General features: G+C 71.4%; 10 protein-coding genes and 1 pseudogene. All 11 read right to left on the bottom strand.

Annotated elements, in window-relative coordinates; translation table 11 throughout:
* Positions 1-161 precede the first annotated feature (161 nt).
* The gene (locus PUR53_RS03695; protein WP_329907375.1) at positions 162-2,141 is read right to left on the bottom strand and encodes an outer membrane protein assembly factor BamB family protein; all 1,980 of its coding nucleotides are present in this window, start codon (positions 2,139-2,141) and stop codon (positions 162-164) included.
* 55 nt (positions 2,142-2,196) lie between these two features.
* Complete coding sequence (locus tag PUR53_RS03690; RefSeq protein WP_329907374.1) at positions 2,197-4,011, bottom strand: outer membrane protein assembly factor BamB family protein; 1,815 nt, start codon at positions 4,009-4,011, stop codon at positions 2,197-2,199.
* Between the two features lie 333 nt (positions 4,012-4,344).
* Positions 4,345-5,568, bottom strand: a complete 1,224-nt coding sequence (locus PUR53_RS03685) for an ABC-F family ATP-binding cassette domain-containing protein (protein ID WP_443078049.1) — start codon at positions 5,566-5,568, stop codon at positions 4,345-4,347.
* Positions 5,569-5,739: 171 nt separating this feature from the next.
* Positions 5,740-6,156, bottom strand: a pseudogene (locus tag PUR53_RS48065) (ATP-binding cassette domain-containing protein); the annotation flags it as partial.
* Positions 6,156-6,737: a DUF2269 domain-containing protein gene (locus tag PUR53_RS03680; protein ID WP_329907373.1), complete on the bottom strand. Its 582-nt coding sequence runs from the start codon at positions 6,735-6,737 to the stop codon at positions 6,156-6,158. The pseudogene PUR53_RS48065 and the gene PUR53_RS03680, both read right to left, overlap by 1 nt.
* Positions 6,738-7,083: 346 nt before the next feature.
* The gene (locus tag PUR53_RS03675; RefSeq protein ID WP_329907372.1) at positions 7,084-9,090 is read right to left on the bottom strand and encodes a sensor histidine kinase; all 2,007 of its coding nucleotides are present in this window, start codon (positions 9,088-9,090) and stop codon (positions 7,084-7,086) included.
* Positions 9,091-9,190: 100 nt separating this feature from the next.
* A complete protein-coding gene (locus PUR53_RS03670; RefSeq protein ID WP_329895433.1) occupies positions 9,191-9,970 on the bottom strand; it encodes an MHYT domain-containing protein in 780 nt (259 codons plus the stop codon).
* 230 nt (positions 9,971-10,200) lie between these two features.
* Positions 10,201-11,619, bottom strand: a complete 1,419-nt coding sequence (locus PUR53_RS03665) for an acyltransferase family protein (RefSeq protein WP_329907371.1) — start codon at positions 11,617-11,619, stop codon at positions 10,201-10,203.
* A gap of 96 nt (positions 11,620-11,715) precedes the next feature.
* Positions 11,716-12,630, bottom strand: a complete 915-nt coding sequence (locus tag PUR53_RS03660) for a 4-(cytidine 5'-diphospho)-2-C-methyl-D-erythritol kinase (protein WP_329907370.1) — start codon at positions 12,628-12,630, stop codon at positions 11,716-11,718.
* Between the two features lie 52 nt (positions 12,631-12,682).
* Positions 12,683-13,570: a 16S rRNA (adenine(1518)-N(6)/adenine(1519)-N(6))-dimethyltransferase RsmA gene (gene rsmA / locus PUR53_RS03655; protein WP_329907369.1), complete on the bottom strand. Its 888-nt coding sequence runs from the start codon at positions 13,568-13,570 to the stop codon at positions 12,683-12,685.
* Between the two features lie 299 nt (positions 13,571-13,869).
* Complete coding sequence (locus PUR53_RS03650) at positions 13,870-15,210, bottom strand: ubiquitin-like domain-containing protein (RefSeq protein ID WP_329895429.1); 1,341 nt, start codon at positions 15,208-15,210, stop codon at positions 13,870-13,872.
* Between the last annotated feature and the right edge of the window lie 110 nt (positions 15,211-15,320).

Here is a 15,320-nt window from a genome sequence, read left to right as displayed (position 1 = left end):
CCGGAAGCTACACGCTTGTTCGACGTTGCGCTCCCCCTACGGGAGAGAAGTGCCCGGATTACCGAAATTCCCTCCGATTCGAGCGTGATGAGGGATACGTGCACGGCCCCGCCCCTGAGCTGGGGCGGGGCCGTGGAACGAGGCCGAGGGGGCGCGTGGGGTTACTTCGCCCCGAAACCGAGCGCCGTGTACTCCTTCTCGTCGTCCGAGTAGGGCTTGCTGACCAGTTCGGAGCCGATGAACCAGCGTCCGTCGGTGTAGAGCATCTCGCTCATCGTCGGCGTCATGGCGCTGATCGCGCGGAGCACCGACTCGGTGGCCGGGGTCTCCAGGAGCTTGGTCTGCTTCAGCGTCTTGCCGTCGACGGAGACGATCTGGGCGCCCTTGTCGTACGGGCCGTCCTTGTAGGCGATGATGTTCGGCCCGTCCATGCGGATCGGGAACAGCTCGTGGTCGTCGCCCGCGTCCACGCGGTCACCGGTGGGCTTCCCCGTGGCCAGCGAGAAGGAGACGATCTCGTTGGTGGAGCTGTAGGAGCCGGTGCCGTCGTGGCTCTTGGTCGGCATGTACACCTTGTCGTTGCCGACGTAGATGCCCCGGCAGGCCCAGACACCGCGGACCGGGCACTCGTACTCGTACTTGTCGTCCGGGATGGAGATCTTGGCGCGCAGCTTGCCCTTGTCGTCGAGGGAGAAGATGTCGGTCGTGCCGGTCAGCGGGACGTCGCTGCCCGTCACCACACCGAAGACGACGGGGTTGGTGGAGATGACCTTGGCGCGCTGGATGCCGGAGGGCACCTTGTACGTCCACTTGACGCTGCCCGACTTCGGGTCGAGCAGCTGGATCTCGAAGGTCTCGCTGCCGTAGTCGCCGCACTTGCGGACCGCGATCAGCTGGGCGCCGCCCGCGTAGCCCTCGTCGGTGCACTGACCGGCCTTCGGCGACCACAGCACCTTGCCGGAGTTGACGTCGAACGCGGCGCCACCGGAGTAGCCGCCGGCCGCGGCGACCGTCGTACCGGAGATGGTGACCTCGCCGAACGGCACCTTGCTGCCGCTGAGGTCGGCGTTCTTGGTCCACACCTCCTTGCCGGTCTCGACGTTGAACGCGGTGACCTCGGTGCAGGGCTGGCGGTCGTCGTTGTTCTTGCGCTTGGCCGCCTCGGTCACCACGACGGCGATGCCCTCGGTGGTGATCTCACGGGAGCCCGCGCAGGTCTGGCCGGACAGGTCCAGCGTCCACTTGGTCTTGCCGCTGTCCGGGTCGTAGCCGACGATCTTGTTGAGCGCGGACTTGGCGTACGTGGTCTTCGTCAGCCAGGAGCCCTTGACGCTGTCGATCTGGAGCTTTTCCTTGACCTCGTGCGCGGGCACCTGGAAGAGGATCTTCGCGCTGGGGCTGGCCGGTGCCTTCTCCTGCGCGGTGCTCGGGATCTCCACGCCGCCGGAGGACGAACCGCCGGACGAGGAGCCGCCGTCGTCGTCGCCCTTGGTGTCGTCCTTGCCGCCGGAGGTGCCCTCCGAACTGGCGGTGTCGTTCTTGCCGTTGTCGTCGTCACCGCTGGAGGTGGCGATGTAGACGCCACCGCCGACGATGAGCGCGATGGCCGCGACCGCCGCGGTGATGATGATCGCCGCGGAGTTCAGCTTCTTCTTGCCGCCGGGGCCGCCGGGACCGCCCGGGTGGCCCACCTGCGGCTGCATCGGCATGGTCTGCGGCTGGTAGCCGTACGGCTGCTGTCCATAGGGACCCGGCTGCGGCTGCTGGCCGTACGGGCCGGGCTGCGGCTGGCCGTAGGGACCCGGCTGGCCCGGCTGGCCGGGCTGGCCCGGGTAGCCGTAGCCGGGCTGCTGCGGCGGGGGCGTCTGCGGGTAGCCGTAGCCCGGGGCCGGCGCGGGCGGGCCCTGCGGCGGAGGCGTCGGGGCGCCGAAGCCGCCGGCCGGCGGGGGTGTGGGCGCGCCGAAACCACCCTGCGGCGGGGGGCTCTGCGGGGGCTGCTGCCCCGGGGCGGGGGGCTGGGCCGGAGGCTGAGCGGGCGGCTGGCCCTGCGCCGGGGGCTGGTCCTTGGACAGGGACTGGGCGGGCGGCTGGTTCGGGGGCGGGCCCGGCGGCTGGTTCGGCGGGGGCGGCGGCTGCGTCATGACGTGGATACCTCGGAGCGGATCTCGGTGGTCGGGTGGGGGACGAGCGGGGCTGTCACTTGCCGTAGGCCAGCATCAACTTCTCCTTCGACTCGTCGGCACCGCTGAGCAGGGTCGAGGAGATGTAGAAGCGCCCGTCCACGTAGTCGATGGCCTTCGAGTAGAAGGAACTCTCGATCGCCGCGGCGCTCGCCGGCATCCGCAGCAGCTCGGTGGCCGCGGGGCTGCCGCCCGTGGTCGGGAACGACACGATCCGGCCGCCCGCGTCCGACGACGGCCCGACGTACGCGATCAGCTTCCCGCTCTCGGTCCGCAGCGGCTCGACGGCCGCGTCGGCGGAGGGCGACTTGACGCGCCACTTCTCCTTGCCGGTGGCGAGGTTCAGCGCGACGATCTGGTTCGTGCCGTCCTTCTCCTCGGTCGGCAGGTAGAGCGTGTTCGCGTCGCTCGCCACGCCGGTGCAGCCGGCGAGGTTCCCGGAAAGGATCCCGCCATCGCACTCGGGGGCGAACGAGGCGTCGGAGTCGACCTGCGAACGGGTCGATCCGTCGGCCTTGAACGTGGAGATGTTCCAGGTGTTCTCTTCCTCGTTGGTGAGGTAGAGGACGAGCGGGTCCACGGAGTACGCGTTCTCGACCTTCCAGCCCTTGGGGATCTTGCGCGTCCACTTGGCCTTGCCGGTCCTCGGGTCCAGCTCCTGGACCTCGTCGTGCTCCTTGTCGGTGGTCACCGCGCAGGAGGAGACGACGACCAGCCGCGCGCCGCCCGCGAACCCGGACGGGTAGCAGGACTGGCCGTAGGTCTTCTTGTCGAACAGCTTCTTGCCGGAGTTGATGTCGTACGCCGTCCCGGACTGCGAACGGCCCACCATGAGCGTGTCGCCGGCGACGGCCAGGGAGACGCTGTGGGCGCTGTCGAACAGGTCGCCCTTCTCCAGCTGGGCCGACCACCCCTTGGCGCCGGTGTTCAGGTCGATCTGCTGGAGCTGGTCGCACTCGGCGTTCTTCGAGGTGCTCTTCTGGTACGCGATCACGGCCCGGTCGTCGGCGGTCGCCTCCGGGGTGACCGCGCAGATCTTGCCGGGGAACTCGATCGGGTCCCAGGCCGGGTCGCCGTCACCCACGTTGTAGGCGAACAGCTGCTTGTACGCGGGCTTCACCGCGACCTTGTCGGTGACCCACAGGCCGGGGGCGCTCGCGCCGGAACCGGGGGCGTCGGGCGCGCTCTTGTACCAGAGGACCTTCGCCTCGCCGTCCTTGCGGTCGGCGTTGAAATCGGAGATGTCGAGGTCCTCGCCGCCGTCGCCGCTGCCGTCGCCAGGGTTGACGGGCGCGGAGGGTGCGTCGGAGGGCTTGTCGTCCTCGGACGGGCCGGTGCTCTCCTTGGCGACGGGCTTCTTCTCGCCGTCGTCCCCGAGGGTCGTGACGGCGAACACGGCGCCGCCGACCACGAGCAGCGCGGCCACGGCCGCCCCGACGACCATCGCGGGCCTGCCCTTGAAGGGGTTCTTCGACCCTCCGGCGCCGCCACCGACCGGCGGGGGCGTGGGCGCGCCCGCGTACTGCGACTGCGGGTAGCCGTAACCGGCCTGCGACGCCGGGTTGTACGGGCCGGGCTGCGCGTACGGGCCGGGCTGCTGCGGCCGGCCGTACGGGCCGGGCTGGGTGTACGGACCCGGCTGCGCGGGCGGCTGCTGCTGAGGGGGGTAGCCGTAGCCGGGGGCGGGTGCGGGCGGGCCCTGCGGCGGGGGCGTCTGCGGGTAGCCGTACGGCTGTTGCTGTTGCTGCGGTTGTTGCGGCTGCGACGGCGGTGGTGGATTCTGCGGAACTCCGTAACCACCCTGCGGCGGATGATCGGGCGGCTGAACCATCAGCGCTTTCCCCCTGTTCGCTGCTTTCGAGCCACCCGTGACCACGCGTGGTGTCGCTTCTCAGACCGTTCTCAGACGGCTCTTTCTATCACTGCGACGTGCTCGCACATGGGGCCGGTCGCTCCCCTGTTCCCAAGGGAGAACCGGCCCGTGATACGCCCGTTACGCTCCTTCACGCCCCCTTCACGGGACGTGCGCGGGGTCTTGATAGGCCCAACAAGAGGGCTGAGGAGCGCCCCGAAGGGGCGCGGGGAACTGCGCGATCAGCCCCGGACGGTCGGCACTCGGCCTCGAACGCCAGCCCCAACGACGAGTGGCCGCCCGGCTCGACCGCTACGCGTCATCCGCCAGTTCAAGCCACCGCATCTCCAGCTCCTCCTTCTCGCCCAGCAACGCCCTCAACTCGGCGTCCAGCTCTCCCACCTTCGAGAAGTCGGTCGCGTTCTCGGCGATCTGCGCGTGCAACTTCGCCTCCTTCTCGGAGACCTTGTCCAACTGCCGCTCGATCTTCTGGAGTTCCTTCTTCGCGGCACGCGCGTCGGCGGCACTCTTCTGCGCGGCCTCGGCGGCGGGCTTCACGGCCACCCCCGCGGCCGCGGCCGCCGCCTCCTCCATCGCGTGGCGCCGCTCGATGTACTCGTCGATCCCCCGCGGCAGCATCCGCAGCGCCGCGTCACCGAGCAGCGCGAACACCTTGTCCGTGGTCCGCTCGATGAAGAACCGGTCGTGGGAGATCACGATCATCGACCCCGGCCACCCGTCGAGCAGGTCCTCCAGCTGCGTGAGCGTCTCGATGTCGAGGTCGTTCGTCGGCTCGTCGAGGAAGAGGACGTTGGGCTCGTCCATCAGCAGCCGCAGCAGCTGCAACCGCCGCCGCTCACCACCGCTGAGGTCGCCCACCGGCGTCCACTGCTTCTCCTTGTTGAAGCCGAAGGTCTCGCAGAGCTGCCCCGCCGTCATCTCGCGCCCCTTGCCGAGGTCGACGCGGTCGCGGATCTGCTGCACGGCCTGGAGGACGCGCAGGTTCGGGTCCAGCTCGGCGACCTCCTGGGAGAGGTACGCGAGCTTGACGGTCTTGCCGGTGACGACCCGCCCGGCGGCCGGCTGCTTCTCCCCCTCGCTGCGCGCGGCCTCCGCCATGGCCCGCAGCAAGGAGGTCTTGCCGGCCCCGTTGACGCCGACGAGGCCGATGCGGTCGCCCGGCCCGAGCTGCCAGGTCAGGTGCTTCAGCAGCACCTTCGGCCCGGCCTGCACGGTGACGTTCTCCAGGTCGAACACGGTCTTGCCGAGCCGGGTCGACGCGAACTTCATCAGCTCGCTGGTATCGCGCGGCGGCGGCACGTCCGCGATCAGCTCGTTGGCCGCCTCGACGCGGAAGCGCGGCTTCGACGTACGGGCGGGGGCGCCGCGCCGCAGCCAGGCCAGCTCCTTGCGGACCAGGTTCTGCCGCTTGGTCTCCTCGGTGGCGGCGATCCGCTCCCGCTCGGCGCGGGCGAAGACGTAGTCGGAGTAGCCGCCCTCGTACTCGAAGACCGTGCCCTTCTGCACGTCCCACATGCGGGTGCAGACCTGGTCCAGGAACCAGCGGTCGTGGGTGACGCAGACGAGGGCGGAGCGGCGCTCGCGCAGATGGTTCGCGAGCCAGGAGATGCCTTCGACGTCCAGGTGGTTGGTGGGCTCGTCGAGGACGATCAGGTCCTGCTCCTCGATGAGCAGCTTGGCGAGCGCGATGCGCCGCCGCTCACCGCCGGAGAGGGGGCCGATGACGGTGTCGAGGCCCTGCGGGAAGCCGGGCAGGTCCAGGCCGCCGAAGAGTCCCGTCAGTACGTCCCTGATCTTGGCGTTGCCCGCCCACTCGTGGTCCGCCATGTCCCGGATGACCTCGTGCCGGACGGTGGCGGTGGGGTCGAGGGAGTCGTGCTGGGTGAGCACGCCTACGTGGATGCCGCCGGAGTGGGTGACCCGGCCGGTGTCGGCCTCCTCCAGCTTGGCGAGCATCCGGATCAGGGTGGTCTTGCCGTCCCCGTTCCGCCCCACGACGCCGATCCGGTCCCCTTCGGAGACGCCGAGCGAGACCCCGTCGAGCAGGGCCCGGGTGCCGTACACCTTGCTGACGTTCTCGACATTGACCAGGTTGACGGCCATTACTCTCCTGCCACGGGGACGATCGACCCTCCAGGGTAGTCGGCGGGGCGCACGGGTGTGACGGGGCGGCGGGCGGTCGCACGCAGGCGGCGGCCGCGCCGGGTGAGGCCCCAGGGCTTGAGCACCGAGATCACGGTCATGAAGACGTACGCGGAGAGGGAGACGACCGGGCCCATGAGGACGTCCCCGGCGTCGGGCAGCGGGCCGCCTGCCGCGACGGCGGTGACGGCCGCGTTCACGCCGGGGCGCAGGGCGAGGACGGTGGCGGTGAGGGTGGCCAGGGTCAGCCAGAACTTGGTGTACACCCAGCGGTGGCGGGCCAGGCCCCAGGGGGTGCCGAGCGACAGCACCAGACCGCTGGTGAACGTCAGCAGGCCGACCGGGATCAGGAGCCAGTCGGCGAACAGCTTCATGGCACGGACGGACGCCTCGTCCGCGGCCGCGGACGACGTGGTAGCCGCGGTGACGCCGAGCACGAGCAGGCCGAGGGTGAGCCCGAGCCAGCCGGCGGAGACGACGACATGCACGACGAGCAGGGCGCGGCGGGCGGGGCGGCGCAGGGGGCGGGGGTTCGTCTTCATGTGTGCCACGGTGCCGGGGGTGGGGCGGCGGGGCGTCTGCCGGCGGGAGTATTCGGGTGTACGGAGGGGGGAGTACGGCGGGGGGTGGGGGCGGCGTGGGGGTACACCGTCGGGTGCGGGTGGGTGGGGCTTCTCGCGCAGTTCCCCGCGCCCCTGAAAGCTTCAGGCCCCTGCGGGCCTGAAAAGCATCGGGCGCAGCCCCTGGTTTTCAGGGGCGCGGGGAACTGCACGAGAAGCCCCACCGGAGCGGCGGTCGCCCACGCGTAGCCGTACGGGAGATCGCACACGAAGGCCGTGCGCCCCGGGGACACCTCCTCCCGGGGCGCACGGCGGCCTCGTGAGCCCCCTACCGCCGCCGCTGCTGGATCAGCGCCGCCGCCGGGGCCAGGGAACGGCCGTCGTTGGCGGACTCCCGGTGGACGGGCATGTCGTCGCGGATCAGGTTCTCGGGGATGAAGACGGCCGCGGCGACGCCTCCGTCGGTCGACTGCCGCAATTCGACGCGCAGCCCCTGGCGGTCGGCGAGCCGGTTCACCACGAACAGGCCGATCTGCTTGGCGTCGAGGAGGTCCACCTTCTCGGACCGGAGCTTGGCGTTGGCCTCGGCCATCGCCTCCTCGTTCATGCCGAAGCCGCTGTCCTCGACCTCGATGAGGATGCCGTCCCGCAGCCGGGCCGCGCGCAGCTGCACCTTGGTGGAGGGCGGGGAGAACGCGGCGGCGTTCTCGACGAGTTCGGCGAGCAGATGGATGACGTCGGCGACGGAACCGCCGTTCAGCGACACCTTCGGTACGGCCCACACCTGGATCCGGGTCGCGTCCTCGATCTCGGCGACGGCGGCCCGCAGGACGTCCGTCAGCGCGATCGGGTCGCGCCAGCCCCGGCCGGGCGCGATCCCCGACAGGATGAGCAGCGACTCGGAGTGGCGCCGCATCCGCGTGGCGAGGTAGTCGATCCGGTACAGGTCGTACAGCTCGGCGTGGTTCTGCTGTTGCTGCTGGCGCTGCTCCATCACGCTGAGCAGGTCGAGCTGCCGGTGCAGCAGCACCTGGCTGCGGCGGGCGAGGCTGACATACACCCCGGAGATGCCGCTGAGGAGTTCGGCGCGCTCGGAGGCCGCCTTGAGTGCGGCCCGCTGCACGGCCGTGAGCGCGGTGCCCACCTGGGCGAGTTCGTCACCGGCGAGGCGCCGCATCGGGGCCTCGGCGTCGATGTCGACGCCCTGCCCGGCGTGCAGCTTGCGCATCGCTTGCGGCAGCCGGCGCCCGGCGACCTCCAGGGCGGAGTTGCGCAGGTCGAGGAGCTCGACGATGAGGCCGCGCCCGACGCCCACGGAGACCAGCAGCGACAGGAGCACACCGGCGAGGCCGAGGACGACGGCGACGCCGGACGCGCCGAGCGTGTCCCAGCCGAAGACGTCCGCCTTGGCCGCCGCGCCCGTTCCCGCGTCCTCCTCGGCCGCGGCCAGGCCCTCCAGCACGGCCTTCGAGGAGGCATCCCAGTCCTTCAGCACGGCCGTCGACACCGGTCCCGCGCCGGCGTCGGTCACCCCGTCCTCGACCTTGCCGAGGGCGGCGTAGCTGTCGCTGTCCAGCAGCACGTCGTACGCGGGCCGGTGCTCGGCCTTGAGGTCGGCGACGGCCGGCCTCAGCAGCTCGCGCTGGGTGGCGACGGCGCCGACGAACAGCGCGTACTGCTCCTTGCCCAGCGTCCCGGACGCGGTGGCGGCGGCCAGCAGCGCCTGCTCGCGGGCCACGGCGTCGCGGGCCCGGGAGAGTTCGAGGACGACCCGCGCCTCGGAGGTCGCGTCGGTGCCCTTCTCGCTGGTGAGCGCGCCGGTCACGGCGAAGGCGTGGTCGATGACGGTGGAGTACCTGGTGTACGCCGTCGACACCGCGTCCCGCGCGCCCGACCCGGTGGTGTCCGCGCGCAGGGCGGCGAGGTCGCTGAAGTCGGCTTCGAGGGTGTCCAGGCGGTCGGGCAGCCCCGGGTCGATGAGGGCGGCGTCCGAACTGGAGGAGCTGAGGCCCGCGCGGAGCGCCGTCACGGCCTTGTCGGTGGTCTGCTGATCGGCCCTCAGGTCGTCGAGACCTGTCTCGGTGCGCTTGGCGGAGTACCGCATCGCGGCCGTCCGCTCGCCCTGCAGCGCGGTCACGAACTCGGCGACCGGCGCCAGCAGTTCGCTGTTGACGTCCTTGGCCCGCTCGGTGTCACCGATGGCGGCCACGGTCGTCACGGCGGCATAGCTCCACAACGCCATCAACGACACGATCGGCAGCATCAACAGGGCGACGATCTTCGCCCGCACGGATCTGGGACGCAGGAGCCGGGTGGTTGCACTGAAGATTTTCATGTGGGGACCTCGCTAGGGGAGCGCCCCGTGAGGGGCGCGGGGAACTGCGCGACCAGCCCCCACCGGCCCGCAGACAAATACGGCGCTCACAGCGGAGCGTTCACGCCGTCGACAGCTCGACCTCACGCAACAGCTCGTCGGCGAAGGAGGACTCCGCCCGCTTGCCCGTCGGCGAAAGCGCCACGTACGCCGAGGTCAGGAAGAGGAACGACCCCAGCAGCACGGCCAGCGGAAACAGGAACTCCGTGGCGGTCGCCCCCGCCAACTGAGCCGTACTGGGCGCGAGATCGATGCTCACGGCGTACATCGCGGTGTAGTGCATGCTGCTCACCGCGAGCCCCATGACCAGCGCGGCGATCGCGGCGAGCACCCCGCCCCGCACGATCAGCGTGAGCGTGAGCGCCGCGGTCGCGGCGACGACGGCGATCACCACGGAGGCGATGACCAGGGAGGGGTCGTAGCTGACCTCGCCGTGCAGGTTGAGCGCGGCCATGCCGGTGTAGTGCATCGCGGCCACGCCGAGGCCGGTGCCTAGGCCGCCGAAGGCCACCGCGCGGATCCGGGAGCGGCCGTAACCGACGGTGAAGACACCGGCGCTGACCACGGCGATCGCCATGACCAGGCTGAGAACGGTCATGGGGACGTCGTAGCGGATCGGGGTGCCCTGCACGCCGAAGCCCATCATCGCGACGAAATGCATGGTCCAGATGCCGGAGCCGATCGCGAACGACGCCAGCGTGAGCCAGTTCCGCTTGGAGGCGCCCTCGGCCTCAAGTGCCCTGACGGTGCAGCGCAGTCCGAGCGCGGAGCCGACGCAGGCCATGACGTAGGAGAGGACGGGAGTGACCCATCCGGCACTGAAGTGGTCCATGTGTTCCACGAGGAACCCCTCTCGCCCGCCGCGGGGACGACACCACGCACACGGGAAGTACCGCCGGTAACGAGGCACCGGGGATCGAGATCATGCCACCCGAAAATGAGCGACGAATCACCCGAAGAGGACCAGAAGGGACTTCCGTGAACATTAAAGTACTGTGGCGTGGGTTACAAACTGAGGGGTTTGGCAGACCATTGCGTGACCTGCACATTTCCTCCACCGGACCCCTCCGGTCAGGCACTTGACCGTGTGCCACGACCAATGAGTTCCACCAGCGCCCATCCGGCGAGCGTCATGGCCACGGCCACCGGCGCGCTGACCTGAACGGCGATCAACAGGGCCGTACGCCCCTCGAACAACCCACCGAATCCGACCATGGAGAGCCCCAGCACCCCGAACAGACACAGCGTCACCCCGAGAGCCGCGGCAGGCCCGTAATACGCCCCCGACCTGCTGGAACGGCTCGACAGAGATGGCTGAGACGGCGTCCGGGAGGGGCGGGCCGCAGGCCGTTCGAAGCTCCGGAAGGCGGCGACGAGAACCGCCGTGAGGACGGCCGCGGCCCCGATCCGCAGGGGTAGTTGGGCCCACCAGGCACCCGTCGCGGGCGTGGGCAGGTCGACGTCCAGGGCGAGCAGTACGCCGTACACCCCGAGCATGGCCGAAAGATGCCACAGGAACGCGGTCATCGAGATGCCGTTGGCCGCCACGACCGTCCGCCACACCTTCGGCCGCTCCAGCCACCGCGCGACCGGCCCGCGCACCCACTCCACCGCGCCGACCAGCCACAGCCCGTGGCACAGCAGCGCGAAGGTCGGCGGCGCCATGTTCGACACCTTCTCGCCCGGCATCCCGACCATCGACAGCGGATACGGCCCGTACGCCACCAGCAGCGCGGCCCCCGCGAGCCCGGCACCGGCGAGCAGATACGGCCGCGTCAGCCGCCCGTCGGCACGCAGGAACCCGAGTTGGTGGATCGCCAGCCACACGAAGGCGAAGTTGAGGAACTCGACGAAGGGCACATCGAGCGTGAAGCGCAGGACGTCCACGAGCGCGGCGGCCGCGACCAGCCCGCCGAACGCGCCCCAGCCGAACCGTTCGTGCAGCCTCAACAGCGGAGGCGTGAAGGCGACCATCGCCAGATAGATCCCGATGAACCACAGCGGTTGGGCGACGAGCCGCAGCGCCACGTCGAGCAGTCCGCCGCCCCGGCCCGCGAGATGGAGGAGCACGGCGGCGGCGCCCCACACGCCTATGAAGACCATGGTGGGCCGCAACAGCCGCTGCAGGCGGGCCCGGAGGAACGCGGGGTAGACGGAGGCGCCGTCCGGTGCCTTCCGGCTGAGCGAGCGGTAGGAGAGGGCGTGCGAGAAGCCGCCGACGAAGAAGAACACCGGCATGATCTGCAGGGCCCAGGTGAGGATCTGCAGGCCCGGCTCGACGGCGAGCAGGTTGCCCACCTCGACGCCGCCGCCGTTTCCGGTGGTCACGGCCGCCATCAGCCAGTGGCCGAGGACGACCGTGCCGAGGGAGGCGACGCGGAGGAGGTCGACGTACCGGTCCCGGGTGGCCGGGGTGGCGGCGGCGAGTTCGCTCGCGCCGGCCCGTGCGCCGGCTGTCGCGCCGGCCGTTGCGCTGGCTGTTGCGGTCATGGGAGTACGGTCGCGCGGGCGCCGGGGTGGGCGGCAGCGCTCCCGTACTCACCTCACGTCTGAGTACGCTCCCGTACGCGACTCACGTCTGAGCACCTACGGTTGTCCACCCCGAACCACGGTCGCGCCCGGCGCGGGCGAGGCGGCCACGCGGGCGGACTTGCACGTACCGGACGCCAGGAGACCGTCGGCGACGGCACGGGCCGACTCCGCGTCCCGGGCGAGGAAGGCCGTGGTCGGGCCCGAGCCGGAGACGAGCGCGGCCAGCGCGCCCGCCGCGTGGCCGGCGGCGAGGGTGTCGGCCAGTTCCGGGAAGAGGGAGAGGGCGGCGGGCTGGAGGCCGTTGGAGCCCGGCAGGAACGCGGCGAGCGCGTCCACGTCGCCTTTGGCGAGCGCGTCGAGCAGCACCTCGGAGGCGACGGGCTCGGGGACGACGTCGTGCTCGTGGAGCCGGTCGAACTCCCGGTAGACAGCGGGCGTGGAGAGGCCGCCGTCGGCGACGGCGAACACCCAGTTGAAGGTCCCGCCCACGTCGAGGGGCCGAAGCCGCTCCCCCCGGCCCGTCCCGAGGGCGGCCCCGCCCACCAGACTGAACGGCACATCGCTGCCCAACTCGGCGCAGATGTCGAGGAGTTCGCTGCGGGAGGCGTTCGTGCCCCAGAGCGTGTCGCAGGCCAGCAGCGCGCCGGCCGCGTCCGCGCTGCCGCCGGCCATGCCGCCGGCGACGGGGATGTCCTTGACGATGTGCAACTGGACGGCGGGCTCGATCCCGTGCCGCCGCGCGAGCGCGAGCGCGGCGCGGGCGGCGAGGTTGGTCCGGTCCAGGGGGACCTGGTCGGCGCCGGGGCCCTCGCAGGTGACGGTCAGTTCGTCGGCGGGGGTGGCGGTGACCTCGTCGTACAGCCCGACGGCGAGGAAGACGTTGGCCAGGTCGTGGAACCCGTCGGGCCGGGCACCGCCGACCGCGAGCTGCACATTGACCTTGGCGGGAACGCGAACGGTGACGCTCACGACTGACGGGACTCCTCGTGGTGGGGCTGGGGGTGGCTTGGCTTGCGGCGGCTTATCGGCCGGTCTCGCCGGCGTCCTCGGTGACGCGGTTCTCGGCGATGGCGGCGAACTCCTCGACCGTCAGGGACTCGCCGCGGGCCTGCGGGGAGACCCCGGCGGCGACGAGGGCGGCCTCGGCGGCGGCCGCGGAACCGGCCCATCCGGCGAGGGCGGCCCGCAGGGTCTTGCGCCGCTGGGCGAAGGCCGCGTCGACGACCGCGAACACGTCCCGCCTGGCGGCGGTGGTCTTGATCGGCTCCGTACGGCGGACCAGGGAGACGAGCCCGCTGTCCACGTTCGGCGCCGGCCAGAAGACGTTCCGCCCGATCGCGCCGGCGCGCTTGACCTCCGCGTACCAGTTGGCCTTCACCGACGGCACGCCGTACACCTTCGAGCCCGGTCCGGCGGCGAGCCGGTCGGCGACCTCGGCCTGGACCATCACGAGGGTGCGTTCGATGGTGGGGAAGGTCTCGAGCATGTGCAGCAGCACAGGCACGGCGACGTTGTAGGGGAGGTTCGCGACGAGGGCGGTGGGGGCCGGGCCGGGGAGGTCCGTCACGTCCATCGCGTCCGAGTGGACGAGGGCGAAGCGCCCGGCGCGGGTGGGCATGCGGGCGGCGATCGTGGCGGGCAGCGCGGCGGCGAGTACGTCGTCGATCTCGACGGCCGTGACCCGGTCCGCCACCTCCAGCAGGGCGAGGGTGAGCGAGCCGAGGCCCGGGCCCACCTCGACGACGGTGTCCTCGGGGCGGACGCCAGCGGTCCGCACGATGCGGCGAACCGTGTTCGCGTCGATCACGAAGTTCTGGCCGCGCTGCTTGGTCGGACGCACGCCGAGCGCGGCGGCGAGTTCGCGGACGTCGGCGGGGCCGAGGAGGGCGTCGGGGGAGGGGCTGCTCACGGCACCAGGGTACGGGGGAGCCGGATAGCTCGGGGGTGCGGGTGCGTCGGCGGGTGCGGGCCCGGTGGGGCTTCTCGCGCAGTTCCCCGCGCCCCTGAAAAGCAGGGGCTGCGCCCCGCGCTTTTCAGGCCCGCAGCCCCGTCGCTTTCCAGGCCCGCAGGACCATGGTCTTCCAGACCCGAGGGCCTGGGCTTTCAGGCCCGCAGGGCCTGGTGTTTTTAGGGGCGCGGGGAACTGCGCGAGAAGCCCCACCGGGCCGCCCCCGCCATCGCACCCGAACCCCCGAGTTATGAGGCGCCCTAACCCCGCAACCGAGCCCCGCAGTGCGGCCAAGGACTGGCCCCCCGCTGCACATACAACTTCTTCGCCCGCATCGTCTGCTCCGCCGCCGACGCGTCCTGAGGCCGCCCACTCCCGCCCAGACTCCGCCACGTCCGCGTGTCGAACTGATACAGCCCGCCGTACGTCCCGGAGGGATCGACCGCGTTCGGCCGCCCTCCCGACTCACACGCGGCGAGACCACCCCAGTTCAACCCCTCCGCCCCCGCCACGGACGTCGGCATCGCCTTCGTCCCCACCTTCACCACCTGTTCCTGCGGCTCACGAACGACCTCGCTCCGCACCAGCCGCGGCCGCTGCCGCACCCCGTTGACCGTCCGGAGCGCGTACGTGACCCGCCGCACCCCCGGCCGACCGGCCCGCTCCACGACCTCGGTGCCCCGGAAGAGCGAGGGATCCTCGGTCCGGCGCACCCGGAACGGAATCGGCGTCTCCCGGACCTCCTCGGACCCGGTCACCCGCAACACGGTCACCGTCTGCCCGTCCCGGGGGAAACTCGACCACTCGACCGAGGTGGTGTCCTCCCCGCGGAGGGTGACCCCGGCCTGCTCCACGGCCTCCCCCACGGTCGCCGCGTTCGTACGGATCGTCCGCGTCCGCCCGTCCGCCATGATCGTGACGGTGCGCTCGGTACGGACGTCCAGCTCCAGCCCCGCACGCCCGATCCGCTGGGAGCGCGAGGTCGACACGTACGCGCCCTCCGCACGCACCCCGAGCTGCTGAAGCGCCCCGTCCACCGTGCGGGCGGTCGTCCATACCCTGCGCCGCTGCCCGTCGAGGGTGAGGGCGACGGGTCGCCCGTAGTGCACGGCGACCTCGTCCCCGCTGCTCAACGCCGTACCGGGGGCGGGCGCGACAACATCGTGCGCGCCGAAGGCGACCCCTTCGTCGGCGAGCAGTTCGGTGACGTCGTCGGCGAAGGTGTGCAGCGTGCGGGGCCGCCCGTCGACGGTCAGCTCGATCGCCTTGTCCTTCGCCACGAACGCGGAGGTGCCGCCCGCGAGAAAGGCCACCACCAGGGCCTGCGGCACCAGCCGCCGCAGCGAGCCGGGCCGGTCGGCGGCGGCGGCCCGCCTGCGTCGCCGCACGGCCCGCCGGGACACGCTCCGACCACCCCCACGGGCCGGATCGTCGACCCCTTCCGGATCGTCGACCCCTTCCGGATCGTGGACCCCTAGCGGATCCTCACCCTCGTCCGGGGCTTCCTGGCCGAGCCGATCCTCGTAGGCGGGCCGGTAGGTGTCCGCGTACACCCCGTAGGGCAGCGTCTCGGCCTCGTACGGCGACTGCGCATTGCTCACGACGACACGCTCCAGAGGGGATCCGGGTCCGGGTCGGGCGACGTGAACCTAGCGGACTCCGGTCACCCTCCAAAGCAACGCGGTCACTCAGTGTCGCGACACGGGCCGCT

It is taken from the genome of Streptomyces sp. SP18BB07, assembly GCF_036322545.1.
Classification (GTDB): Bacteria; Actinomycetota; Actinomycetes; order Streptomycetales; family Streptomycetaceae; genus Streptomyces; species Streptomyces deccanensis.
This window is presented reverse-complemented; position numbering and strand designations above follow the sequence as displayed.